This window comes from Pseudomonas germanica, assembly GCF_019614655.1.
Taxonomy (GTDB): domain Bacteria; phylum Pseudomonadota; class Gammaproteobacteria; order Pseudomonadales; family Pseudomonadaceae; genus Aquipseudomonas; species Aquipseudomonas neuropathica.
Window position 1 is genome coordinate 4218187 of sequence record NZ_CP071586.1, and the last position, 23955, is coordinate 4242141.

Consider the following 23955-nt stretch of genomic DNA (forward strand, 5'->3'; position numbering starts at 1 on the left):
GACAGCGATCCTTCACACACCGTTAAAAGTAGCCGAATGTCCCGAACCTTGATGTCACTCGTCGCATTGATCGTTGCCGTGTACCTGGTGCTGTGCGCGGCGCTGTTTTTTTTTCAGCGCTCGCTGATCTATTTTCCGCAGCCCAATGCCGTCAGCGGCAGCGACTCACAACTGATCCTGTCGATGCCGGACGCGCGGGTTTCAGTGATCACCCGCGAGCGTGTCGGGCCACGGGCGCTGATCTATTTCGGCGGCAATGCCGAGGACGTGTCGCGCAATCTGCCGGAGTTTGCCGAGGCGTTTCCCGATTACGCGGTGTATCTGCTCAACTACCGCGGTTTCGGTGGCAGCGGCGGTTCACCGTCGGAAGCGGCGATTGCCGAGGATGCCTTGGCACTTTTTGATCAGGTGTACGCCAGCCACCCGCAGGTTTCGCTCATTGGCCGCAGCCTGGGATCGGGCGTCGCGGTGCGTCTGGCCAGTCAGCGGCCGCTGCAACATTTGATTCTGGTGACGCCTTACAACAGCCTTGAAGAAATCGCGGCGCGGCAATACCCGTGGGTGCCGGTGAAGTGGTTGCTCAAGGAGCGATTTGAGTCCGGCAAGTACGCCGCGCATATCCGCGTGCCGACGTTGCTGCTGGCGGCCAGTGACGACGAGGTGATCCCTCGCGCCAGCACCCAGCGTTTGCTGGAAAGTTTCCCGCAAGGCGTGGCGCTGCTCAGAGTGGTACCGGAGTCAGGGCATAACTCGATTTCCGACCGTGCGCAGTATTTGCAGTGGATGGGGGATCTGTTGAATCGCTAATGAGGATTCACCCGTGCTTTTTGTGTTGGCTGGGCGAACGCTATCGCTGGCAAGCCAGCTCCCACAGTTTTTGCGGTGAACACAATTTTTGTGTACGGCTCCGTCCCCTGTGGGAGCTGGCTTGCCAGCGATGAGGCCAGTCCAACCACGCTTAATCGTCCTGAAACATGCAGCAAGTCGTCGCCCCACAATAAACCCCCTCCCCGCCCCTTGAACCAAGTCGAAAAAGACCAGTCCTACTCGCGCCGCTTTCTGCGGTTCACTCAACTTTTGCGCTGTCCTCCTTCAGAGCTGCCCGTCTCATGCGCCACGCCGTTCGTTCGTCTCGCTTCGTTTCGCTGTGCCTGCTGATCCTTTCACCGCTGTTCGCTGAAACCGCCCATGCCGGTGCGGAGCGACAACTGGTGGCTGCCATCAACGACTATCGTGCCCATCCGCAGCGCTGCGATCGACGCCCGGCGCAACGTCTGGCACCGTTGGCGCTGAAGTCGAACCTGGCCTTGCCGATCGGTTATCGCTACGCCGGTGGCATGCGTGAAGCGCTGAAGTCGTCCGGGTATTCCGCCATCGCGGTGCGCAGTATTCGCGTGATTGGGGCCGAGGACGCCGAAGAGGCCTTCGACCTGCTGCAAGACGAACACTGCGCCGCGCTGCTGGATGCGAGCTACGCCGACATCGGTGTCAGTCGTTCGCGTAATGAATGGCAAGTGGTGTTGGCGCAACCGGTGCTCGACAGCCGTGTCGGCGATAACCGCAGCGTCGGCAAGGCCTTGCTCGCTGAGGTAAACGCCGCGCGCGCCCGGCCACGGATGTGCGGACGCCAGCGCTTCGCCGCCGCCCGGCCGTTGAGCTGGAACGCAGCACTGGGCGCAGCCGCGCAGGGGCACAGCAAAGCCATGGCTTACGGCAACTACTTCGCCCACCGCGATCCGGACGGCGACCTGCCTGCCGATCGCGCCCGGGCGGCCGGCTATCGCGGTCGGCAGATCGGCGAAAACATTGCTGCCGGACAGAGTTCACCGGGCAAGGCCATGGCTGGATGGCTGGCCAGCCCCGGGCACTGCGCCAACCTGATGAATCCGATGTTTACCCAGGTCGGCGCCGGGTTTGCCAGTGAGACGCGCAGTGACGAAGGGGTTTACTGGACGATGGTGTTTGGCGCGCAGTGACTGGCAGCGTCCAGTGCCAATTTCAATAGTTCCTTGCGCAGCATTGAGGGTGCCCGCACGGCCAATCCGCCCTGCCAGTCGAGTGGCAACAAGCGATTGAGCTTTTGCTGGCTGACCTCGGCTGGCGCCAGAAAGCAGCTTTCGCGGTCGCGGATACTGATCACATTCAGCAGCCAGTCATCGCCCTGCTCTGCCATCCAGCAATTGATCATCGGCCGGTGCTTTTGCAGCAAGGTGTCGGCATCCCAAACAGTCATTTGCGCGAAAAAGCATGGCAGGTTGCTCTCGGGTTTCATCCGTTTCGAGTCGGCTGCCAATGCAGCGGCAAGGTTCGACTCGATGTTGGCCTGGCACTCGAGAAAATATTGCCGAGGCCAGTCTGCCGGCAGTTTTGCCCGTGAAGCGAGGTCGGCGTAAGCCTCGATGTCCGCTGGCGTGGTCATCTGTCCGGTGAAATTCTGCGTGTTGTCGAGAATCGCGGTGGCCAGCAAAGCGGCACTTTGCACGCTGATCTGCAGCAGCACACCGGCCGCCTGCCAGCGCTGAAAAACCTGAGTTGCCGCCGCGCCGATCGGGCGAATATCGGCAGCAGACCCAAGCTTCTGCGCCCAGTAATGCTCGTACCCCGGATGATGATCGATGACTTCCACCACCCGTTCGAGCACCACCAACGGGTCGAAATGGTGATAGTCCGAGACATCGACCAGGACAAACTCATCGTCCAGCGTCGGCTGGCAATCGTCAAAAGCAGCAGCCCAGCCGAGCACGGTGTGCGAAACGCTGGCGTTGGGTTGTGCGCTGCTCATGGCGCGGGCAGGAATGCCTCGCAGATTGAGCAGTTCTGCATAAGCGATGCAGCAGGCGTAGGCGTCGATGTCCAGATAGGACGCGCCGGAGGTTATGATTTTCATGGGCCGGCAAAATCGCACATTTTCATGACGTTGTGGTGACAGCGAAAAGATCGCAGCCTCCGGCAGCTCCTACACAGGATTTATGGTTTCCCTGTAGGAGTTGCCGAAGGCTGCGATCTTTTCATCTTCAAGCCGCCCGCTGCCCTCCCGCGACCATCGCCGAAGCCGCCAGCATCGCCCGCAACAACACCGCACACCCGGCCGCCAGATCATCCGGCGCGGCGTTCTCGATTTCGTTGTGGCTGATGCCGCCTTCGCACGGCACGAAGATCATCCCGGCCGGTCCGAGTTCGGCGAGAAAAATCGCGTCATGGCCGGCGCCGCTGAAGATGTCCATATTCGACAAGCCAAGCCCTTTTGCTGCGCTGCGCACCGCTTCCACACAGCCTTTTTCGAAGTACAGCGGCGGGAAGTCCGCGGTCGGGGTCAGTTCATAAGTCAGGCCGTGTTCTTCGCAGGTGGCGTCGATGACTTGCTTTACTTCAGCGATCATCGAGTCCAGACGCGCCGGTTCCAGATGACGGAAGTCGAGGGTCATGCGCACTTCGCCAGGAATGACGTTGCGCGAACCGGGATAGGCTTGCAGGCAGCCGACGGTGCCGCAGGCATGCGGCTGGTGGCCGAGGGCGGCGCGGTTGACGGCGCCGACGATCACCGAAGCGCCGACCAGTGCATCTTTGCGCAGGTGCATCGGCGTCGGGCCGGCATGCGCTTCGACGCCGCGAAGTTTGAGGTCGAACCACTTCTGCCCCAGAGCACCGAGCACCACGCCGATGGTTTTCTGTTCGTCTTCGAGGATCGGGCCTTGCTCGATGTGCGCCTCGAAATAGGCGCCGACCTTATGCCCGCTGACCTTGCGCGGGCCAGCGTAGCCGATCGCGTTGAGCGCTTCGCCAACGGTGACGCCGTCGGCATCGACTTTGGCGAGGGTTTCTTCGAGGGTGAATTTCTCGGCGAACACACCGGAGCCCATCATGCATGGGGCGAAGCGTGAGCCTTCTTCGTTGGTCCAGACCACCACTTCCAGCGGCGCTTCGGTTTCCACACCGAGGTCGTTGAGCGTGCGCAGGACTTCGACGCCGGCAAGCACGCCGAAGCATCCGTCGAACTTGCCGCCGGTGGGTTGGGTGTCGATGTGACTGCCGGTCATCACCGGCGGCAGGTTGGGATTGCGCCCCGGGCGGCGGGCAAAGATGTTGCCGACGGCATCGACCGTGACGCTGCATCCGGCGTCCTTGCACCATTGCACGAACAGGTCGCGGGCCTGGCGGTCGAGATCGGTCAGGGCCAGGCGACAGACACCGCCCTTGACCGTGGCGCCGAGCTTGGCCAGCTCCATGAGCGACGCCCATAAGCGGTCGCGGTTGATGTGCTGATGGGTTGATTGCAGAACGTCTACGGCTGCGTTCATGGGGATCTCCTCAGGCTGCTTTTCCTATGGATACTGCTGTGGTGTCTGTCAGGCCGACATCGCTGGCAAGCCAGCTCCCACAGGTTTTGGGTTGAACACACAATTTGTGTACGACTCAATCCTTGTGGGAGCTGGCTTGCCAGCGATGGGGCCCTCACTTACACCGCTGATTTAACGACCGAAGGCTGCGCACGCATCACGCACAACCCGTAATAAATAATCCCGCCCAGCGCCGAGCCGGTGAACCAGCCATAGCTGTAGAACCAGCTGAACGCATCGCTACCCAGCGACAGCAAGGTCAGCACCACCGGCACACCGAACGCGAGAAACCCGGCCCAGTTCCACGCCGGATAGACGTCGTCGCGGTATAAACCGGCCAGGTCCAGTTGCTGTTTCTTGATCAGGAAATAGTCCACCACCATGATCCCGGCGATCGGCCCGAGCAGGCTCGAATAACCCAGCAGCCAGTTGGAATACACGGTTTCCAGGCTGACATCGGAGACGATCAAACCGAGTTTTTTCAGCAATTCATGACCCATCAGCAACAGTCCGACAAACCCGGTCAGCAACACCGCTTTGGTGCGGTTGATGACCTTCGGTGCGATGTTCTGGAAGTCGTTGGTCGGTGAGACGATGTTCGCGGCAGTGTTGGTCGACAACGTGGCGATAATGATCAGCGCCATGGCCACCGCGACCCACACTGGGCTCTGGATATGACCGATCAGAGTGACCGGATCGGAGACGGTGACACCGACCAGTTTCACCGAAGCGGCGGTCATGATCACGCCCAGCGATGCAAACAAAAACATCGTCAGCGGCAGGCCGAAAATCTGCCCGAGGATCTGATCCTTCTGGCTCTTGGCATAACGGCTGAAGTCAGGAATGTTCAGCGACAACGTGGCCCAGAAACCGACCATTGCGGTCAGCCCGGCGGCGAAGTAACTGACCACACTGGCGCCCTCCGGACGTTTAGCCGGAATCGCCAGCAGCTCGGTCATCGACACATTGGGCATCGCCCACACCAGCAGCCCGATGCCGACCGCCACCAACAGCGGCGCCGACAAGGTTTCCAGCCACTTGATCGACTCGGCACCGCGAATCACCACCCACAGATTCAACGCCCAGAACACCATGAAGCCAATCACCTCCCCCGTGCCGCCGAGGGATTTCCAGCCCTCGAACACCGAGCCGAGAAACAGGTGAATCGCCAGCCCGCCAAACATCGTCTGAATGCCGAACCAGCCACACGCCACCAGTGCGCGAATCAGGCACGGCACGTTGGAGCCGAGAATGCCGAACGACGAGCGCAGCAACACCGGAAACGGGATGCCGTACTTGGTGCCGGGGAAAGCGTTAAGTGTCAGCGGAATCAGCACGATGACGTTGGCGAACAGAATCGCCAGCAGCGCTTCACCGACGCTCAAGCCGAAGTACGCCGTGAGCACGCCACCGAGGGTATAAGTCGGCACACAGATCGACATGCCGACCCATAGCGCGGTGATGTGCCACTTGTTCCAGGTACGTTCGCGCACCTTGGTCGGTGCCATGTCGTGGTTGTAACGGGGACTGTCGAGGACGTCGCTGCCGGCTTCAAGCTCGAACAAGCCGTCGCGCTCGGTCACTTGCGATCTGATCTGTTGCATGGCCGCTCCACTGTTCTTCTGATTATTTTTTTGCTCATCAGGCGGCTTGCACACGAGTGCGCGAGCCGGACGATGGCCGGAGGAACTGACAACTTTCGTGCACCGGCCATGGTGTCAGCGGCGGCATCAATAAACGTGCCGGGTGCCCCGCTTACGCATCGGGCGGTGTTTCAAACGCTTTGCAACTTTCTGATATTCATCAGTTTTAATTATTCACCGGATGAGTTCGCGGAAACTTGTCTGGGTGCTCAGGCTAAACACTTGGCAAGTTGTCCGAACAGACAGGACTCAATCTGGTGCACTGCATTTATTTTCACCGTGAGCGAGCAACCGCAGCTCAACTTCAAGCGGCTGATTTCACATAGGAAATCTTGCTCATATTTCCATCCTGTCAAGTGCGTCAAAATGGTGAACGGCCTCACCATTTTGGTGATTTATAGTTTTTATTCTTATTTTTCATACACTTAAAACAGTCATAAGCTTATAAAAAATAATCTTGATCTATTGCAAATCTGCGACTAGCTTCTATTCCTGACAGCGCTGACAGGAATACGACCTGCAACGCTGTACATCAATAAAACATCTAGAACCGGCACAAGTCGGTCAATGCCTGCGAGGAACTCGGAATGTCTCTGTTGATCCGTGGCGCCACCGTTGTTACCCATGATGAAAGTTATCGCGCCGACGTCTATTGTGCCGACGGCGTGATCAAAGCCATCGGTGAAAACCTTGATGTTCCCGCCGGCGCCGAAGTCCTCGACGGCAGCGGGCAATACCTGATGCCTGGCGGCATCGATCCGCACACGCACATGCAACTACCGTTCATGGGCACCGTGGCCAGCGAAGATTTCTATAGCGGCACGGCGGCCGGTCTGGCCGGCGGCACCACGTCGATCATCGATTTTGTGATTCCCAATCCGCAGCAGTCGCTGATGGAAGCCTTTCATCAGTGGCGCGGCTGGGCGGAAAAGTCGGCTTCCGACTATGGCTTCCACGTCGCAATCACCTGGTGGAGCGAGCAGGTGCGTGAGGAAATGGCCGAGCTGGTCAGCCATCACGGGATCAACAGCTTCAAGCATTTCATGGCTTACAAGAACGCAATCATGGCCGCCGACGACACGCTGGTGGCGAGTTTCGAGCGCTGCCTGGAACTCGGCGCGGTGCCGACCGTGCACGCGGAAAACGGCGAGCTGGTTTATCACTTGCAACGCAAGTTGATGGCCCAGGGCATCACCGGGCCGGAGGCGCATCCGCTGTCGCGGCCCTCGCAGGTTGAAGGTGAAGCGGCGAGCCGGGCGATTCGTATTGCTGAAACCATCGGCACGCCGTTGTATCTGGTGCACGTTTCGACCAAGGAAGCCCTCGACGAAATCACTTATGCGCGCAGCAAGGGCCAACCGGTTTATGGCGAAGTCCTCGCCGGGCATTTGCTGCTCGACGACAGCGTCTATCAACACCCGGACTGGCAGACCGCTGCCGGTTACGTGATGAGCCCGCCGTTCCGTCCGCGGGGTCATCAAGAGGCGCTGTGGCACGGACTGCAAAATGGCAATCTGCACACCACCGCGACTGACCATTGCTGCTTCTGCGCCGAGCAAAAAGCCGCCGGGCGCGATGACTTCAGCAAGATTCCCAACGGTACGGCGGGTATCGAAGATCGCATGGCAGTGCTTTGGGATGAGGGGGTTAACTCCGGGCGTTTGTCGATGCAGGATTTCGTCGCCCTCACCTCCACCAACACCGCGAAGATCTTCAACCTGTATCCACGCAAAGGCGCGATTCGTGTGGGTGCCGATGCCGATCTGGTGCTGTGGGATCCGCAAGGCACCCGGACCATTTCCGCCAAGACCCACCATCAGCAGGTGGACTTCAACATCTTCGAAGGCAAGACCGTGCGCGGTGTGCCGAGCCATACCGTCAGCCAGGGCCGGGTGGTCTGGGCCGATGGCGACCTGCGCGCCGAGCGCGGGGCCGGGCGGTACATCGAACGGCCGGCGTATCCGGCGGTGTTTGATTTGCTGAGCAAGCGGGCTGAGTTGCACAAGCCAGTTGCTGTGAAACGCTGAAAGCGGCCTTCGGCCTATCGCTGGCAAGCCAGCTCCCACAGGGATCTGTGGTGCTCACAAAACCTTGTGGGAGCTGGCTTGCCAGCGATGAGGCCATCCCGAACGCCACAAAAACCACTGCCCGATAGAGGCAGAGAACCTCAAATAACCGTGAGGCAAAAAACCGTGATCGAGACCCTGAACCATCTCCCCCACCCGCACGAAAGCGCGGCCGCCCTCGCCGGGCATTTCACCGATCTGGCGCCGCCGCTCAATGCCCGGCAGGCGCATCTGGAAGCCTCGCGCTGCCTGTATTGCTACGACGCGCCGTGCGTCAACGCGTGCCCCAGCGAGATCGACATCCCCTCGTTCATCCGCAACATTCATCAGGACAACGTCCCCGGCGCGGCGCAGAAAATCCTCTCGGCGAACATCCTCGGCGGCAGTTGCGCCCGAGTCTGTCCGACAGAAATCCTTTGCCAGCAAGCCTGCGTGCGCAACAACGCTCAGGAATGCGCGCCGGTGCTGATCGGCCTGCTGCAACGCTACGCCGTGGACAACGCGCACTTCAGCGAGCACCCGTTCCAGCGCGCGGCTGCCAGCGGCAAACGCATCGCCGTGGTCGGTGCCGGGCCGGCCGGTTTGTCCTGTGCGCATCGCAGCGCCATGCACGGCCATGACGTGGTGATTTTCGAAGCTCGGGAAAAGGCTGGCGGCCTCAATGAATACGGAATCGCCAAGTACAAACTGGTCGACGACTACGCGCAGAAGGAACTGGATTTCCTTCTGCAGATCGGCGGCATCGAGATTCGTCACGGGCACAAGCTCGGCGAGAATCTGACGCTGAGTGAACTGCATCAGCAGTTCGACGCGGTGTTCCTCGGCCTCGGCCTCAACGCAAGCAAGCAACTCGGTTTGGCCCACGAAGATGCCCCCGGCCTGCTCGCTGCCACCGACTACATTCGCGAATTGCGCCAGGCCGATGACCTCACGCAACTGCCACTGGCCGAACGCTGCATCGTCCTCGGCGCCGGCAACACCGCGATCGACATGGCCGTGCAAATGGCCCGCCTCGGTGCCCGCGACGTCAATCTGGTGTATCGCCGTGGCGCCGCCGACATGGGCGCCACCGGTCATGAACAGGACATCGCCAAAGCCAACCAAGTACGTCTGCTGACCTGGGCGCAACCGGAAGAGGTGCTGCTCGACGCTCAGGGCCAGGTGCGCGGCATGCGTTTCGCCCGCACCGATCTTGTCGACGGTCGCCTGCAAACCACCGGCGAAACTTTCGAGCTGGCCGCTGATGCGATCTTCAAAGCCATCGGTCAGGCCTTCGACGGCAGCGCCCTCGCCGACCCGTTGGCCCGTGAACTCAAGCGTCAGGGCGAACGCATCTACGTCGATGAAAACCTGCGCACCAGCATCCCCGGCGTGTATGCCGGCGGCGACTGCACCAGCCTCGATCAGGACCTCACCGTGCAAGCCGTGCAGCACGGCAAACGCGCCGCCGAGGCGATTAATGCTCAACTGATGCTTAACGTGGAGGCTGCGTAAATGGCCGATCTGTCGATTGTCTTCGCTGGCATCAAAGCGCCGAATCCTTTCTGGCTGGCCTCTGCGCCACCGACCGACAAAGCTTACAACGTGGTCCGCGCCTTCGAAGCGGGCTGGGGTGGCGTGGTCTGGAAAACCCTCGGAGAGGATCCGGCGGCGGTCAACGTGTCGTCGCGTTACTCGGCGCACTACGGCAATAACCGTGAAGTGCTGGGCATCAACAACATCGAGCTGATCACCGACCGTTCGCTGGAAATCAACCTGCGCGAAATCACTCAGGTGAAGAAGGACTGGCCGGATCGCGCGCTGATCGTTTCGCTGATGGTGCCGTGCGTGGAGGAATCGTGGAAATACATTCTGCCGCTGGTGGAAGCCACCGGCGCTGACGGTATCGAGCTGAATTTCGGCTGCCCGCACGGCATGCCTGAACGCGGTATGGGTGCGGCGGTCGGTCAGGTGCCGGAGTACGTCGAACAGGTCACGCGCTGGTGCAAGACCTATTGCTCGCTGCCGGTGATCGTCAAACTGACGCCGAACATCACCGACATCCGCGTCGCCGCCCGCGCCGCCCATCGCGGCGGTGCCGATGCAGTGTCGCTGATCAATACGATCAACTCGATCACCAGCGTCGACCTGGAACACATGGTCGCCCTGCCCACCGTCGGCAGCAAAAGCACCCACGGCGGTTATTGCGGCTCGGCCGTGAAGCCGATTGCGCTGAACATGGTCGCCGAAATCGCCCGCGATCCGCAGACCCAGGGCTTGCCGATCTGCGGGATTGGCGGCATCGGCAGTTGGCGCGATGCCGCGGAATTCATGGCGCTGGGCAGCGGCGCAGTGCAGGTGTGCACGGCGGCGATGCTGCATGGGTTCCGCATTGTCGAAGAGATGAAGGATGGGTTGTCGCGGTGGATGGACAGTCAGGGTTACGCCAGCATCGCCGAGTTTTCCGGGCGCGCGGTGGGCAATACCACGGACTGGAAGTACCTCGATATCAACTATCAGGTGATCGCCAAGATTGATCAGGACGCGTGCATTGGTTGCGGGCGTTGCCACATTGCTTGTGAGGACACTTCACACCAGGCGATCAGCAGTCTGAAGCAGGCGGACGGCACGCATAAATATGAAGTGATTGATGAGGAGTGTGTGGGCTGCAATCTGTGCCAGATCACGTGTCCGGTGGCGGACTGTATCGAGATGGTGCCGATGGAGACTGGGAAGCCGTTTCTGGACTGGAATCATGATCCGCGGAATCCGTATCACGTTGCGGTCTAGCCCCTCACCCTAACCCTCTCTCTGTATGTACCGGAGACATGGTGGACAGGTGTTCGGAGACATGGTGGACACATTTTAATAGACACATTGCTCATCGCGAAGGAGATGGCCTGTGTCTTGGGAAGAGGTGTCCACCGTGCAGCTTCGTTCAGAATTCGTGCTGTTGGCTCGGCAAGAAGGGGCCAATGTTCGGCAGCTTTGCCGTCGATTCAATATCAGCCCAAGCACTGCCTACAAATGGCTCAACAGGTTTGAGACCTCAGGTGCAGAGGGATTGATCGATCAGTCTCGACAACCAAAGACATCACCCAAACGTTGCGCTGACGATGTTGAGCAGCAGATTCTGACCGTGAGTCAGGAGTACGCCGCTTGGGGCGCTCGCAAGCTCAAGCGTGTGCTGGAAGACGACGGCAAAGTGATGCCTTCGGTCAGTACCGTGCATGCGGTTTTACAGCGTCATTCGCGCGTTGATCCAAAGGCCGCTGAGATCAAACCGTTTATCCGGTTCGAGCATGAAGCGCCCAACGATCTTTGGCAGATGGACTTCAAGGGACATATCAGCCTGGCTCAGGGGCGTTGCCATCCGTTGACGATATTGGACGATCATTCACGGTTTTCGCTGTGCATCGCGGCATGCATTAATGAGCAGCGCCAAACCGTTCAGGAGCATCTAATCAGGACCTTTCGGCGTTTCGGCCTGCCTTTACGCATGACGATGGACAACGGTTCGCCATGGGGTGATCAGACAGGTGTTTATACCGCACTGGAGGTCTGGCTGATGAGCCAGGGCATCAAGGTCGGCCACTCCCGACCTTATCACCCGCAAACCCAGGGAAAGCTGGAGCGCTTCCACCGCAGCCTGAAAAGGGAAGTCCTGCAAGGCCAGCTCTTCATCGATCTGGACGATGCGCAACGGGCGTTTGATATCTGGCGTGAGATTTACAACCAGAAGCGCCCGCATCAAGCACTGGGCATGCAGGTTCCTGCTACTCGCTACAGCAGTAGCCCGCGGGAATATCAGGAGCAACCGGCGGCGCCTGAGTACGATGATGGGGATGTGGTCAGGAAGGTTCAGGTGAAGGGCGAGATCTACTGGGGCAATCGTGAATACACAGTTGGAAAGGCATTTTACGGGAGGTCAGTGGCTATCAGGGAAACGACGGAGGACGGCATCCACGATGTCTACTGGAGTAGACATCGTATCGCCCGAATCGACTTGAACTTGCAGATCGTGACGGCAGGTAAGAAGATCTAAAACCGTCCACCATGTCTCCGAACATGTGTCCACCATGTCTCCGGTACATACACTCCCAAAGGGAGAGGGGACTGATTGGGGGATGCTTCAGAAATCCACCGACATGAACGATTTGCTTTGAATCCATAGTCGAAACAGCCACACGCTCGGACGGCTTTGAATCCACAATCGACGCGGTTCTTCAGGTCGATGTACTTCGAGAGACACCTCGGTCGGCCCCCTCTCCCTCTGGGAGAGGGCTGGGGTGAGGGTCTGCTTCTAGGGCTCCAGCCCGATCCCACGCAATATCACACTCGTCACCGTCTGCACCGCCCGCTCAAACTGCATATCCGACAACGGCTGATGCTCATTCAGAATATTCACCTGATGATCAAAGTCGGCATAGTGCTGCGTCGACGCCCAGATCATGTACAGCAAACTCGACGGTTCCACCGGCAGAATCCGCTTGTCCTCGACCCACTGACGAATCTTCGCTTCCTTCATTTTCGCCCAGTCATACAGGCTGACATCCAGCGCCTCGCCCAACGTTGGCGCGCCGTGGATGATCTCGTTGGCCCAGACTTTCGAGCCGTACGGTCGGCTGCGCGAGTGGTTCATCTTGGCGCGGATGTAGCTGCTCAGCACCACGCGCGGATCGTCGAACATCTCAAAGCACAGCGCATCCTGTTTCCATACTTCCAGCAGATCGAACAGCACCGCGCTGTACAGCTCGCTCTTGGTGCTGAAGTAGTAATGCAGGTTGGAGCGCGGCAGTTGCACTTCAGCCGCGATGTCGGCCATGGCCGTGCCGCCGAAGCCTTTTTCGGCGAAGACTTTTTCCGCCGCGAGGAGAATTTTCTCGACGTTGTTGCGACGAATCTCGATCTTGTGATTGCCCATGAGGGCTCCCTGACAACAGCGTTGCCCAAGACTAGCATCCGCTCTGGTCCGCGGGCGACCGCTGCAAACAAAACTTCGTACTGGCGTGAGCGGATGGCTAAACTGACGCTTCTTCACTCCTGCCTCAGAGGTATTCGCGATGCTGTTCAAGAACGTCCTGACCACCACTGCCCTGCTCGCTTCACTGTTCGCCGCATCTTCCGTATTTGCCCACGCCCACCTGAAAAGCCAGATCCCGGCCGCCGATAGCACAGTCGCAGCTCCCGCCGATTTGCGCCTGACCTTTTCCGAAGGTGTCGAGGCCAGTTTCACCAAAGTCACGTTGACTCGCGATGGCGCACCGGTCGCGGTCAAACCGCTGACCACCGAGGGCGACAAGAAAACCCTGATCGTTACCCCCGCAGCTCCTTTGAGCGCCGGCGAGTACAAAGTCGAATGGCACGCAGTGTCTGTCGACACGCACAAAAGCGAAGGCGCCTACCAGTTCAAGGTGAGTCAGTAATTCATGAGTGAAGCGCTGGTGCTGTGCCGCTTTGTGCATTTCATCGTGGTGTTGATGCTGTTCGGGGCCTGGTTGTTCAGGCCGTTGCTGCTCAAGGATGAAGCGCCGCAAGTGGATCGGCACCTGGCGCGACTGGCGCGTTGGCTGGCGACTGTGGCACTGCTCAGCGGAATTGCCTGGGCGCTGTTGATCACCGCGAGCATGGCCGGTTCGGCAGCGGCGGCGTTTGACCCAGACACGGTTGCGCTGGTGCTGGGTCATACGTTTTTTGGTCAGGTGTGGCGTTGGCATTTGCTGATCAATGCCGCGCTGTTGGCGCTGTTGTTCACGCCTTGGCGCTCAAGCATGCCGATGCGACTGGGCTTAAGCGCATTGTTGCTCGCGACCCTGGCACCGGTCGGGCATGGTGCGATGCTCGATGGTTTGAGCGGGCAATTGCTGATTCTCAACCAGATCGTTCATTTGACCTGCGTGGCGGCGTGGCTGGGTGGTTTGTTGTTGCTGGTGATGATTCTGCGTCAGCCGACGGAACCGATGCGTGAAATTTTGCGGCGCTTCAGCGGGATCGGTTATGCCTTGGTCGCGGGGTTGCTGATTACGGGTTTGATTAACGTCCGCGTGCTGACCGGCCAGTGGTGGCCGACGCCATTGTTCAGCGGGTTTGCGTTGATTCTGCTGATCAAGGCGCTGATCGTACTGGGGATGCTTGGCTTGGCGCTGTTCAATCGTTTGCGGATTGATGATTGCGAGCAGCGGATGGGCGCGCTCAGGCGCAGTGTGATGCTCGAATGGCTGCTGGGCATTGGCGCGGTTGCGGCTGTCTCGCTGCTCGGTACCCTACCCCCGATGATCACAACCTGAAACACGATCCCCCTGTGGGAGCTGGCTTGCCAGCGATGGCGGTGTGTCAGGAACAAATATTTCGGATATGCCGACGTCATCGCTGGCAAGCCAGCTCCCACAGGGTTATCTGTTGATCAGTGGGGTTGGGTGTCGCCCGCTGCGGTGTCGATGCTGACCACCACCGACATCCCCGGCCGCAAACGCTCCTCTTCCTGCTGATCCGGATCGATGGTGATCCGCACCGGCACCCGCTGGGCAATTTTGACGAAATTGCCGGTGGCGTTGTCCGCCTGCAACAGGGCAAATTCCGAGCCCGTCCCCGGCGAAATATGCTGCACATGCCCGGTGAATCGGCGGTGATTCAGCGCATCGACGGTGAAGCGCACCGGTTGCCCGACGCGCACGTTATCCATCTGGGTTTCTTTCATGTTGGCGATCACCCATTTCTGGTTTGGCACCAACGCCATCAACTGCGCTCCGGAGTTGACGTAGGCACCGAGGCGCACGCCGATCTGCCCGAGCTGGCCGTCACGCGGGGCGACGATGCGCGTATTCGACAGATCAATCCGTGCCAGTTGCACCGCCGCTTCGGCGCTGGCCACGGCCGCCTCCAGCGAGCCACGATTGACGATCACCGTTTGCAGATCCTGACGGGCGATTTCCAGATTGGCCTTGGCTTGCGCGACCGCCGCAATGCTTTGCGCATTCGCCGCCAGCGCGACGTCCATCTCGCGCTTCGACACCGAACCGTCGCGTACCAATTCCTGATTCCGGCGCAGATCCGCTTCACTCTTGCGCAACTGCGCTTCGCTGTCGGCCTGCGCCGCCTGACGCAATTTGATCGTCGCCTCGGCGCTGTTGCGTTGCTGCACCACATTGGCCAACGCGGCTTTCTGCACCGCCAGTTGCGCCAGTGACTGGTCGAGTCGCTGCTGATAGATGCGGTCGTCCAGACGCACCAGCAAATCCCCGGCCTTCACGTACTGGAAATCCTGCACCGGCACCTCGTAAACATAACCGGCGAGTTGCGGGCCGATGATCGTCACCTGCCCGCGCACCAAGGCGTTTTCGGTAGTCTCAACCGCACTGCTGAACGGCGGCAATTGCCAGGCATACAAAACGATCAACACGCCGACGATGGCAATCGCGGCAAAGCCCAGCGAAGAAATGATCCGCACGCGCAGCGAGCGCGGCTCGGTGTTCGGCGATGACGGCGGTGCCACACCCTCGGGCGTGGCGGCAATGGCATTGGTGGTTGTGGTGGTCGGTTCGGTCATGAAGAAGTGGCACCGCTCGAAGGTGTGGAAGGCGCGGGGGCGACGGCTTTGGTGGTGCTCATCAGCCACAGCGCACGAATGGACAGCCAGATCATGGTCAGCACAGCAATCACGGCGATCAACATGAACACATCGTTGTAGGCCAGTACATTGGCCTCACGGGTGGCGGCATTGGACAGGCTGCGAATACCCGCCAGATTGCGCAAACTCGGGTCGGCCAACAGCGAGCCATACGCCGAACCGCCGCTCTGCACACGCGCAGCCACCAAAGGGTCAGACAGCGTCAGGTGCTCAACGATTTGACTGGAATGAAATTTTTCCCGGACGATCTGAAAAGTGCCCAGAAGCGCCGCACCGAGCAGGCCACCGAGGTTGTTGCAGATCCCGAACAGCACGGAAAAACTCACCAGATTGCGCGGATTGGTCAGCACGTTGCGCGTACCGAAAACCATGGTCGGGCCGAGGAAAAACGTGCTGCCGAACGCCAGCAGAAACTGGCTGAAGTAGAGGTTTTCCGGGCGGGTCAGGTTGTTGGAAAAGCTGTCCATCACCGACCCGGTGGCCATCAGTGCCAGCGAGATAATCAGCGGCATCAGCAGGTGTTTGGGGTCGATCGTCAGCGCACTGGTCAACAATCCCGCAACACTGCCGATCAGCATCACCACGTACAGGCTGTGCAGTTGCTCGTAGCCCATGTTCAGGTTCTGCATGAAACCGACCGCACCGGTGGATTGCTCCGAGGTGACCATGCGAATCAGGGTCACCGCCAGCGCCAGGCGGATCATCGTCCCGCTGCCAAGCCAGCGGGTCATCAGCAGCGGGTTGCTGCGGTTATGTTCGATGGCCAGACCGGCGAGGATCAAAGCAATCGAGGCAGCCAGCGCGTAGCCGATCCAGTTGGCCTCCAGCCACCAGTCAATCCGCCCCAGCGACAACACCGCACACAGCAGCGCCACGCCAGTGGCGAGAATGGCGAAGGTAAGAAAGTCGAGTTTTTCGAAGGTTTTGAAGCGGTCGCCCGGTGGCAACTTGAGCATCAATACGCAGCCCAGCGACAGCAGTGCCATGCCTAGTTCGAACAGATACAAGCCGCGCCATTCGGCGATCTGCAGCAAGTCTTCGGAAAATAATCGCGCCAATGGCAAGGCCAGTTGCGAGGTGCCGAGGCCGAGTACCAGCGCCTTCAGCCGCCACTTCGCCGGGAACGCCTGGACCATGTAATACAGGCCCAGCGAACTCAGCGCCGCGCCCACCATGCCGTGGGCCGCGCGCACCGCCACCGCGGAATTCAGGTCGTTGACGAACAGATGGCCGAAAGTCACCAGCGCATACAGCACCAGAAACACTTCGGTGAATGCACGCAAACCGAACTGCTGACGAAACTTCACCAGCAACAGGTTCATCGACACGTTGGTCATTACGTACGCCGCCGGCAGCCAGGCCATTTCCGCCGTGGTCGCGCCGAGTGCGCCTTGCAGATAAGGCAGGTTGGCCACCACCAGCGAGTTGCCCAAGCCACCGGTCACCGCCACCAGTAAACCGACCAGCGCATAGGCCAGGCGCTTGGGGTTGGAGTGCAACGGCGTCGAGGGGGAACCGGGCAGACTGGGTTTTTCGTGGGGCTGCCAGTTGCGCGGGGCGTATTGATCCATGGAAAGGCCTTGTGCGGAACGTGGGTGAAGTTTGCCGCAAATTCACCGGCAACACACATCCCATGGACAACACAAATCTTTGTAGGAGCTGTCGAGTGAAACGAGGCTGCGATCTTTTGATCCTGTTTTTTAAAAAGCCAGATCAAAAGATCGCAGCGTGCCGCAGCTCCTACAAAGTGATCTGCGTCGCGACGGCAAGTCATCGTATAACTTGCTGTTGACATTCCCGGAAAACCGAGGAAATATCCGCAACCATGTTGTACGACGACGTATGACAAATAATAAAAACAACAAACGCAACAGGGAGCGTCACAGTGAGCACACTCGTCTGCAGTTCCGTCCGCCCTTCCCGCTTTGCCACGCTGCGCCCGCACACCACCCTTGGCCTGATCGGTTGCAGCAGCCTGGCCTTGGCCTTGCCGATGAGCGCCGATGCCGAAGGCTTTCTCGAAGACAGCAAAGCCACGCTGAACCTGCGCAATGCCTACTTCAACCGCAACTTCGTCAACCCGGCCAACCCGCAGGGCAAGGCTGAAGAGTGGACGCAGAACTTCATTCTCGATGCCAAATCCGGCTTCACCCAAGGCACGGTCGGCTTCGGGCTCGACATCCTTGGCATGTACTCGCAGAAGCTCGATGGCGGCAAAGGTACGGGCGGTACGCAACTGTTGCCGATCCACGATGACGGGCGTCCGGCCGACAATTTCGGACGGCTCGGCGTGGCGTTGAAGGCCAAAGTCTCCAAGACTGAATTGAAGGTCGGCGAATGGATGCCGGTGCTGCCGATCCTGCGTTCCGACGATGGCCGCTCGCTGCCGCAGACCTTTCGCGGCGGCCAGATCACCTCCACCGAGATCAATGGCTTGACTGTCTACGGTGGCCAGTTCCGTGGCAACAGCCCGCGCAATGACGCGAGCATGGAAGACATGTCAATGAACGGCCGCGGCGCGTTCACTTCCGACCGCTTCAACTTCGGCGGCGGCGAATACACCTTCAACGACAAGCGTACCCTCGTCGGCGTGTGGTACGCCGAACTCAGCGACATCTACCAGCAGCAGTATTTCAACCTCAGCCACAGCCAGCCGTTGGGCGACTGGACCCTCGGCGCCAACCTCGGTTTCTTCACCGGCAAGGAAGACGGCAGCGCCCAAGCTGGCGACCTCGACAACAAAACCGCGTTCGCCCTGCTTTCGGCCCGCTACGGCGGCAACACCTTCTATGTCGGTCTGCAAAAGCTCAGTGGCGACGACGCGTGGATGCGGGTCAACGGCACCAGCGGCGGCACCCTCGCCAACGACAGTTACAACGCCAGTTATGACAACGCCAAGGAACGCTCCTGGCAGTTGCGCCACGACTACAACTTCGTCGCCCTCGGTGTTCCGGGCCTGACCCTGATGAACCGCTACATCAGCGGCGACAACGTGCACACCGCCACCACCAATGACGGCAAGGAATGGGGCCGCGAGTCGGAACTGGCCTACACCGTGCAAAGCGGCCCGCTGAAGAGCCTCAACGTGAAATGGCGCAACGCGACGATACGGCGGGACTTCAGCACCAACGAGTTTGACGAGAACCGGATCTTTATCAGTTATCCGATTTCGTTGTTGTAAAGCCAGTCGTCACACCGAGTTTCCCTGTGGGAGCGAGCCTGCTCGCGAAGGCGGCGTGTCAGTCGATACAAGAGTTGCCTGGACCGGCCTCATCGCTGGCAAGCCAGCTCCCACAGGATTTTGTGGTGAATGCGGTAATTGAAAACAACGCTGATACCTGTGGGAGCTGGCTTGCCAGCGATGGCAGCGGCAGATTCACCATCAATGTTAATTGACACACCGCTTTCGCGAGCAGGCTCGCTCCCACATGGGATTGCATTGCAAGTACGGAACGGTGGTGATCGAAAAGAGAACCGGGCCTTCCGTCATTTACACCAAAAGTCGCGTTGACAAGTTCCGGAAACCCTACCGATACTTCAGCGCAGTCATACGACAACCTACAACAAACCTAATAACAACGTGTAAGGGCTTGCCATGACGTCTACTTCAACTCCCCGCGCCCCGTTCAACCGTCTGCTGCTGACCGGCGCTGCCGGGGGCCTGGGCAAAGTTCTGCGCGAACGTATGCGCCCTTATGCCAATGTCCTGCGCCTGTCGGACATTGCCGCCCTCGCCCCGGCCGTCGATGATCGTGAAGAAATCGTGGTCTGCGATCTGGCCGACAAACACGCCGTGCATCAACTGGTCGAAGGTGTCGATGCGATCCTGCATTTCGGCGGCGTCTCCGTCGAGCGGCCCTTCGAAGAAATCCTCGGCGCCAATATCTGCGGCGTGTTTCACATCTACGAAGCGGCGCGCCGGCATGGCGTGAAGCGAGTGATCTTCGCCAGTTCCAACCACGTCATCGGCTTCTACAAACAGGACGAACCGCTCGACGCCAGCTCCGCGCGCCGCCCGGATGGCTACTACGGCTTGTCCAAGTCCTACGGCGAAGACATGGCCAGTTTCTACTTCGATCGCTACGGCATCGAGACTGTCAGTATCCGCATCGGCTCCTCGTTTCCCGAGCCGCAAAACCGCCGAATGATGCACACCTGGCTGAGTTTCGACGACCTCACGCAATTGCTCGAACGCGCGCTGTACACGCCGAACGTCGGCCACACCGTGGTCTACGGCATGTCCGCCAACAAGGACGTCTGGTGGGACAACCGCTTCGCCAGCCACCTCGGCTTTGAGGCGAAGGACAGCTCCGAAGTGTTCCGCGAAAAAGTCGAGGCGCAACCGATGCCGGCCGCCGATGACCCGGCGCGGATCTATCAGGGCGGCGCGTTTGTCGCCGCAGGTCCGTTCGGCGACTGATCACCCTGACAACGACGCGAAGGAATGAGTATGCAAGCCGAATTGATCGTCGATGCCCGCAACGCCGTGGGCGAAAGCCCGGTCTGGGTGCCGCAGGAAAACGCGCTGTATTGGGTGGATATTGCCAACGGCGGGCTGCAACGCTGGAGCGCCGACACCGGCCACGTGCATGCCTGGAAAACCCCGGAAATGCTCGCCTGCATCGCCCACCATAGCGGTGGCGGCTGGGTCGCCGGCATGGAGAGCGGCTTTTTTCATCTGCACCCGCACAGCGACGGCAGCCTCAACAGCGAACGGCTGGCCAGCGTCGAGCACAGTCGCGCAGACATGCGCCTCAACGATGGTCGCTGCGACCGACAGGGCCGTTTCTGGGCCGGCAGCATGGTGTTGAACATGGGGCTGAGTGCGCCCGAAGGTCGGCTCTATCGCTACGGCGCCGGGCAGTCTGGCGTGATCGCAGCCCAGCTCGACGGCTTCATCGTGCCCAACGGCCTCGGCTTCAGCCCTGACGGCAAGACGATGTACCTGTCCGATTCGCACCCCGACGTGCAACTGATCTGGGCGTTCGATTACGACACCGATACCGGCACGCCGTCGAACCGTCGTGTGTTCGTCGACATGAACCACTTCCCCGGGCGGCCAGATGGCGCTGCCGTGGATGCTGAAGGTTTCTACTGGATCTGCGCCAACGACGCCGGCCTGATTCACCGCTTCGCGCCGGACGGTCGTCTTGATTTCTCACTGGAGGTGCCGGTGAAAAAACCGACCATGTGTGCCTTCGGCGGCAGCCGCATGGACACTTTGTTCGTCACCTCGATTCGTCCCGGCGACGACCACGATCCGCACTCTCTGGCCGGTGGCGTATTCGCCCTGAACCCCAACGTCAAAGGCCTGCCGGAACCGCTGTTCAACGATTTGCTGTAACACCCGCCTCTGCTGCACCGCTGCGCCTTGAACACAACAATAACAAGACTGGAGACTCACCCCCATGTACTTCAAACGCACCTTGCTGGCCGCTGCAATCCCGCTGATGTTTACCTTCACTGGCGCCGCTCAGGCCCTGCAACTCAAATTCGCTGACATTCATCCCGCCGGTTATCCAACCGTGGTGGCCGAAGAAAACATGGGCAAGACCCTGACCAAGGAAACCAACGGCGAGCTGACCTTTCAGTACTTCCCCGGCGGTGTGCTGGGTTCCGAAAAGGAGGTCATCGAGCAGATGCAGGTCGGCGCAGTACAGCTGTCTCGCGTCAGCCTGGGTATCGTCGGCCCGGTGGTACCGGACGTGAACGTGTTCAACATGCCGTTCATCTTCCGCGACCATCAACACATGCGTAACGTCATCGACGGCCCGGTGGGCGACGAAATCCTCGACAAAATCACCAACTCCGAATTCGGCTTGGTGGCCCTGGCCTGGATGGACGGCGGCACGCGCAACGTCTACACCAAGAAACCGGTGCGCAAGCTCGAAGACCTCAAGGGCATGAAAATCCGCGTGCAAGGCAACCCGATGTTCATCGACATGATGAACGCCATGGGCGGCAACGGCATCGCCATGGACACTGGCGAGATCTTCAGCGCCTTGCAGACCGGCGTAATCGACGGCGCGGAAAACAACCCGCCAACCCTGCTCGAACATAACCACTTCCAGAACGCGAAGTACTACAGCCTCACCGGTCACCTGATCCTGCCAGAGCCGATCGTGATGTCGAAAATCACTTGGGAAAAACTGACCCCGGATCAGCAGACGCTGGTCAAGACCGCCGCCAAGGCTGCCCAAGCCGAAGAGCGCGTGCTGTGGGACAAGAAGTCCGCTGCCAGTGAAGAAAAACTCAAGGCCGCCGGCGTCGAGTTCATCGAGGTCGACAAGAAACCCTTCTACGACGCCACCGCTCCGGTGCGGGAAAAGTACGGCGCGAAGTACGCCGACCTGATCAAGAAAATCGAAGCCGTTCAGTAACGTCTCCCGCTCCGTCCTCATGAACAAGGCCCGGTGCGCCCGATGACTGCGGCGCGCCCGGTTACGGTGGAACCCGATGAAGAATCTACTGCTGCGTATCAACGACAAGATCTACATGACGTGCATCTGGGTCGCCGGCCTTTCCGTTCTGGCGATCTCCCTGATGATTCCCTGGGGCGTGTTCGCCCGCTACGTGCTGGGCACCGGCTCGAGCTGGCCCGAGCCCACGGCGATCCTGCTGATGATGGTGTTTACCTTCATCGGCGCCGCCGCCAGTTACCGCGCCGGTGCGCACATGGCCGTGGCCATGCTCACCGATCGCATGCCTCCACAACTGAGATCTGCAGCGGCGATATTTTCACAACTGCTCATGGCGGCGATCTGCATCTTCATGACGATCTGGGGCGCCAAACTGTGCATGTCCACTTGGAATCAGTTCATGGCTGCTCTGCCCGATCTGCGGGTTGGCGTGACCTACTTGCCCATTCCCGTGGGCGGTTTGCTGACGCTGATTTTCGTGCTGGAAAAACTCTTGCTCGGTGATCAGAGCAAACGGCGGGTCGTGCAGTTCGACCTGGTGGAAGAAAGTGAAGGTGCCGCTTAATGGACGCTTTGATACTGCTGGGCAGTTTTATCGTATTGATCCTGATCGGCATGCCCGTCGCCTACGCACTGGGCGCCGCCGCGCTGATCGGTGCATGGTGGATCGACATTCCGTTCCAGGCGGTGATGATTCAGGTCGCCTCGGGGGTGAACAAATTCTCGCTGCTGGCCATTCCGTTCTTCGTGCTGGCTGGTGCGATCATGGCCGAGGGCGGCATGTCTCGCCGGTTGGTGGCGTGTGCCGGGGTGCTGGTGGGGTTTGTGCGCGGTGGCCTGTCACTGGTCAACATTGTCGCCTCGACCTTTTTCGGCGCGATCTCCGGGTCGTCAGTGGCCGACACCGCGTCGGTGGGTTCGGTGCTGATTCCGGAAATGGAACGCAAGGGCTATCCACGGGATTTCTCCACCGCCGTGACCGTCAGCGGCTCGGTGCAAGCCCTGCTGACTCCGCCAAGCCATAACTCGGTGCTCTACTCCCTGGCCGCCGGTGGTACGGTTTCGATTGCCTCGCTATTCATGGCCGGCATAGTGCCGGGCCTGATGATGAGCGCCTGCCTGATGGTGCTGTGCCTGATCTTCGCGAAAAAGCGCAACTACCCCAAAGGTGAAGTCATCCCGATGCGCCAGGCGTTGAAAATCGTCGGCGAGGCCCTCTGGGGCATGATGGCGATGGTGATCATCCTCGGCGGCATCCTCTCGGGGATCTTCACCGCGACCGAATCGGCGGCGATTGCCGTGCTGTGGTCATTCTTCGTCACCATGTTCATTTACCGCGACTACAAATGGAGTGAACTGCCGAAACTGATGCACCGCACCGTGCGGACGATTTCGATCGTGATGATCCTGATCGGTTTCGCCGCGAGCTTCGGCTACATCATGACCCTGATGCAGATCCCGGCGAAGATCACCACGCTGTTCCTGACCCTGTCGGACAACCGCTACGTGATCCTGATGTGCATCAACGTCATGCTGCTGTTGCTCGGCACGGTGATGGACATGGCGCCGCTGATCCTGATCCTGACGCCGATCCTGATGCCGGTGATTCTCGGTATCGGTGTGGATCCGGTGCAGTTCGGCATGATCATGCTGGTCAACCTCGGGATCGGGCTGATAACACCGCCGGTAGGCGCGGTGCTGTTTGTCGGTTCGGCGGTGGGCAAGGTCAGCATCGAGAGCACTGTGAAAGCGCTGCTGCCGTTTTACGCGGTGCTGTTCCTGGTGTTGATGCTGGTGACCTACATTCCGGCGATTTCGCTGTGGTTGCCACATCTGGTGTTGTAAGCGGTTAATGGATCGCAGCCCTCACGGGCTGCGATTTTT

General features: G+C 59.8%; 20 protein-coding genes. 14 read left to right on the forward strand and 6 right to left on the reverse strand.

The window, feature by feature from the left end:
• Nucleotides 1–36 precede the first annotated feature (36 nt).
• On the forward strand, nucleotides 37–807 hold the full coding sequence (locus J0G10_RS18490; protein WP_220556429.1) for an alpha/beta hydrolase: 771 nt from the start codon (nucleotides 37–39) through the stop codon (nucleotides 805–807).
• Between the two features lie 302 nt (nucleotides 808–1109).
• Nucleotides 1110–1976 (forward strand): CAP domain-containing protein, encoded by an 867-nt coding sequence (locus J0G10_RS18495; RefSeq protein ID WP_220556430.1) that lies wholly within the window; start codon nucleotides 1110–1112, stop codon nucleotides 1974–1976.
• Here J0G10_RS18495 and J0G10_RS18500 read toward each other — a convergent pair.
• From J0G10_RS18500 to J0G10_RS18510, 3 genes are all read right to left on the reverse strand, one after another.
• Complete coding sequence (locus tag J0G10_RS18500; RefSeq protein WP_095124551.1) at nucleotides 1946–2887, reverse strand: DHH family phosphoesterase; 942 nt, start codon at nucleotides 2885–2887, stop codon at nucleotides 1946–1948. The genes J0G10_RS18495 and J0G10_RS18500 overlap by 31 nt on opposite strands.
• 127 nt (nucleotides 2888–3014) lie before the next feature.
• Nucleotides 3015–4298, reverse strand: a complete 1284-nt coding sequence (locus tag J0G10_RS18505; RefSeq protein ID WP_220556431.1) for a Zn-dependent hydrolase — start codon at nucleotides 4296–4298, stop codon at nucleotides 3015–3017.
• Nucleotides 4299–4456: 158 nt separating this feature from the next.
• A complete protein-coding gene (locus J0G10_RS18510; RefSeq protein ID WP_095047979.1) occupies nucleotides 4457–5941 on the reverse strand; it encodes an NCS1 family nucleobase:cation symporter-1 in 1485 nt (494 codons plus the stop codon).
• Between the two features lie 626 nt (nucleotides 5942–6567).
• On the opposite strand from J0G10_RS18510, the gene hydA reads away from it, so the two are divergent.
• The 4 genes from hydA (at nucleotide 6568) to J0G10_RS18530 (ending at nucleotide 12070) form a co-directional block, all read left to right on the forward strand.
• Complete coding sequence (gene hydA / locus J0G10_RS18515) at nucleotides 6568–8007, forward strand: dihydropyrimidinase (protein ID WP_095047980.1); 1440 nt, start codon at nucleotides 6568–6570, stop codon at nucleotides 8005–8007.
• A gap of 165 nt (nucleotides 8008–8172) precedes the next feature.
• Nucleotides 8173–9540 (forward strand): NAD(P)-dependent oxidoreductase, encoded by a 1368-nt coding sequence (locus J0G10_RS18520; protein WP_095124548.1) that lies wholly within the window; start codon nucleotides 8173–8175, stop codon nucleotides 9538–9540.
• The gene (gene preA, locus J0G10_RS18525) at nucleotides 9541–10815 is read left to right on the forward strand and encodes an NAD-dependent dihydropyrimidine dehydrogenase subunit PreA (RefSeq protein ID WP_220556432.1); all 1275 of its coding nucleotides are present in this window, start codon (nucleotides 9541–9543) and stop codon (nucleotides 10813–10815) included. It begins immediately after the preceding gene.
• 112 nt (nucleotides 10816–10927) lie between these two features.
• Entirely contained in the window at nucleotides 10928–12070 is a 1143-nt protein-coding gene (locus tag J0G10_RS18530) for an IS481 family transposase (RefSeq protein ID WP_220556126.1), read from the forward strand.
• 258 nt (nucleotides 12071–12328) lie between these two features.
• Here the strand turns inward: J0G10_RS18530 and J0G10_RS18535 are convergent, their stop codons facing one another.
• The gene (locus J0G10_RS18535; protein WP_007919317.1) at nucleotides 12329–12949 is read right to left on the reverse strand and encodes a TetR/AcrR family transcriptional regulator; all 621 of its coding nucleotides are present in this window, start codon (nucleotides 12947–12949) and stop codon (nucleotides 12329–12331) included.
• A 139-nt stretch (nucleotides 12950–13088) separates the two neighbouring features.
• Between J0G10_RS18535 and copC the strand changes: the two genes are divergently transcribed.
• The gene (gene copC / locus J0G10_RS18540; protein ID WP_220556433.1) at nucleotides 13089–13451 is read left to right on the forward strand and encodes a copper homeostasis periplasmic binding protein CopC; all 363 of its coding nucleotides are present in this window, start codon (nucleotides 13089–13091) and stop codon (nucleotides 13449–13451) included.
• Between the two features lie 3 nt (nucleotides 13452–13454).
• Nucleotides 13455–14312 (forward strand): copper homeostasis membrane protein CopD, encoded by an 858-nt coding sequence (gene copD / locus J0G10_RS18545; protein ID WP_220556434.1) that lies wholly within the window; start codon nucleotides 13455–13457, stop codon nucleotides 14310–14312.
• 116 nt (nucleotides 14313–14428) lie between these two features.
• Here the strand turns inward: copD and J0G10_RS18550 are convergent, their stop codons facing one another.
• Both J0G10_RS18550 and J0G10_RS18555 read right to left on the reverse strand, forming a co-directional pair.
• Nucleotides 14429–15571 carry an HlyD family secretion protein gene (locus J0G10_RS18550; protein ID WP_095124546.1) on the reverse strand — a complete coding sequence of 381 codons (1143 nt, stop codon included), beginning with the start codon at nucleotides 15569–15571 and terminating at the stop codon, nucleotides 14429–14431.
• On the reverse strand, nucleotides 15568–17223 hold the full coding sequence (locus tag J0G10_RS18555) for an MFS transporter (RefSeq protein ID WP_095047985.1): 1656 nt from the start codon (nucleotides 17221–17223) through the stop codon (nucleotides 15568–15570). Before J0G10_RS18555 ends, J0G10_RS18550 begins: the two co-directional genes overlap by 4 nt.
• Nucleotides 17224–17537: 314 nt before the next feature.
• Here J0G10_RS18555 and J0G10_RS18560 point away from each other — a divergent pair, with 314 nt between their 5' ends.
• From J0G10_RS18560 to J0G10_RS18585, 6 genes are all read left to right on the forward strand, one after another.
• On the forward strand, nucleotides 17538–18833 hold the full coding sequence (locus J0G10_RS18560) for an OprD family porin (protein ID WP_220556435.1): 1296 nt from the start codon (nucleotides 17538–17540) through the stop codon (nucleotides 18831–18833).
• A gap of 414 nt (nucleotides 18834–19247) precedes the next feature.
• Complete coding sequence (locus tag J0G10_RS18565; protein ID WP_220556436.1) at nucleotides 19248–20072, forward strand: NAD-dependent epimerase/dehydratase family protein; 825 nt, start codon at nucleotides 19248–19250, stop codon at nucleotides 20070–20072.
• A gap of 30 nt (nucleotides 20073–20102) precedes the next feature.
• A complete protein-coding gene (locus J0G10_RS18570; RefSeq protein WP_220556437.1) occupies nucleotides 20103–20996 on the forward strand; it encodes an SMP-30/gluconolactonase/LRE family protein in 894 nt (297 codons plus the stop codon).
• 64 nt (nucleotides 20997–21060) lie between these two features.
• Nucleotides 21061–22032 (forward strand): TRAP transporter substrate-binding protein, encoded by a 972-nt coding sequence (locus J0G10_RS18575; RefSeq protein ID WP_220556438.1) that lies wholly within the window; start codon nucleotides 21061–21063, stop codon nucleotides 22030–22032.
• 76 nt (nucleotides 22033–22108) lie between these two features.
• A complete protein-coding gene (locus tag J0G10_RS18580) occupies nucleotides 22109–22636 on the forward strand; it encodes a TRAP transporter small permease (protein ID WP_038365548.1) in 528 nt (175 codons plus the stop codon).
• Entirely contained in the window at nucleotides 22636–23916 is a 1281-nt protein-coding gene (locus J0G10_RS18585; protein WP_099756578.1) for a TRAP transporter large permease, read from the forward strand. Before J0G10_RS18580 ends, J0G10_RS18585 begins: the two co-directional genes overlap by 1 nt.
• Nucleotides 23917–23955 lie beyond the last annotated feature (39 nt).

What these genes read in the sequence shown, in the direction of transcription:
- J0G10_RS18490 (WP_220556429.1), top strand. Translation starts at nt 37, where the DNA reads ATGTCCCGAACCTTGATGTCACTCGTCGCATTGATCGTTGCCGTGTAC.
- J0G10_RS18495 (WP_220556430.1), top strand. Translation starts at nt 1,110, where the DNA reads ATGCGCCACGCCGTTCGTTCGTCTCGCTTCGTTTCGCTGTGCCTGCTG.
- J0G10_RS18500 (WP_095124551.1), bottom strand. Translation starts at nt 2,887, where the DNA reads ATGAAAATCATAACCTCCGGCGCGTCCTATCTGGACATCGACGCCTAC.
- J0G10_RS18505 (WP_220556431.1), bottom strand. Translation starts at nt 4,298, where the DNA reads ATGAACGCAGCCGTAGACGTTCTGCAATCAACCCATCAGCACATCAAC.
- J0G10_RS18510 (WP_095047979.1), bottom strand. Translation starts at nt 5,941, where the DNA reads ATGCAACAGATCAGATCGCAAGTGACCGAGCGCGACGGCTTGTTCGAG.
- hydA (WP_095047980.1), top strand. Translation starts at nt 6,568, where the DNA reads ATGTCTCTGTTGATCCGTGGCGCCACCGTTGTTACCCATGATGAAAGT.
- preA (WP_220556432.1), top strand. Translation starts at nt 9,541, where the DNA reads ATGGCCGATCTGTCGATTGTCTTCGCTGGCATCAAAGCGCCGAATCCT.
- J0G10_RS18535 (WP_007919317.1), bottom strand. Translation starts at nt 12,949, where the DNA reads ATGGGCAATCACAAGATCGAGATTCGTCGCAACAACGTCGAGAAAATT.
- copC (WP_220556433.1), top strand. Translation starts at nt 13,089, where the DNA reads ATGCTGTTCAAGAACGTCCTGACCACCACTGCCCTGCTCGCTTCACTG.
- copD (WP_220556434.1), top strand. Translation starts at nt 13,455, where the DNA reads ATGAGTGAAGCGCTGGTGCTGTGCCGCTTTGTGCATTTCATCGTGGTG.
- J0G10_RS18550 (WP_095124546.1), bottom strand. Translation starts at nt 15,571, where the DNA reads ATGACCGAACCGACCACCACAACCACCAATGCCATTGCCGCCACGCCC.
- J0G10_RS18555 (WP_095047985.1), bottom strand. Translation starts at nt 17,223, where the DNA reads ATGGATCAATACGCCCCGCGCAACTGGCAGCCCCACGAAAAACCCAGT.
- J0G10_RS18565 (WP_220556436.1), top strand. Translation starts at nt 19,248, where the DNA reads ATGACGTCTACTTCAACTCCCCGCGCCCCGTTCAACCGTCTGCTGCTG.
- J0G10_RS18570 (WP_220556437.1), top strand. Translation starts at nt 20,103, where the DNA reads ATGCAAGCCGAATTGATCGTCGATGCCCGCAACGCCGTGGGCGAAAGC.
- J0G10_RS18575 (WP_220556438.1), top strand. Translation starts at nt 21,061, where the DNA reads ATGTACTTCAAACGCACCTTGCTGGCCGCTGCAATCCCGCTGATGTTT.
- J0G10_RS18580 (WP_038365548.1), top strand. Translation starts at nt 22,109, where the DNA reads ATGAAGAATCTACTGCTGCGTATCAACGACAAGATCTACATGACGTGC.
- J0G10_RS18585 (WP_099756578.1), top strand. Translation starts at nt 22,636, where the DNA reads ATGGACGCTTTGATACTGCTGGGCAGTTTTATCGTATTGATCCTGATC.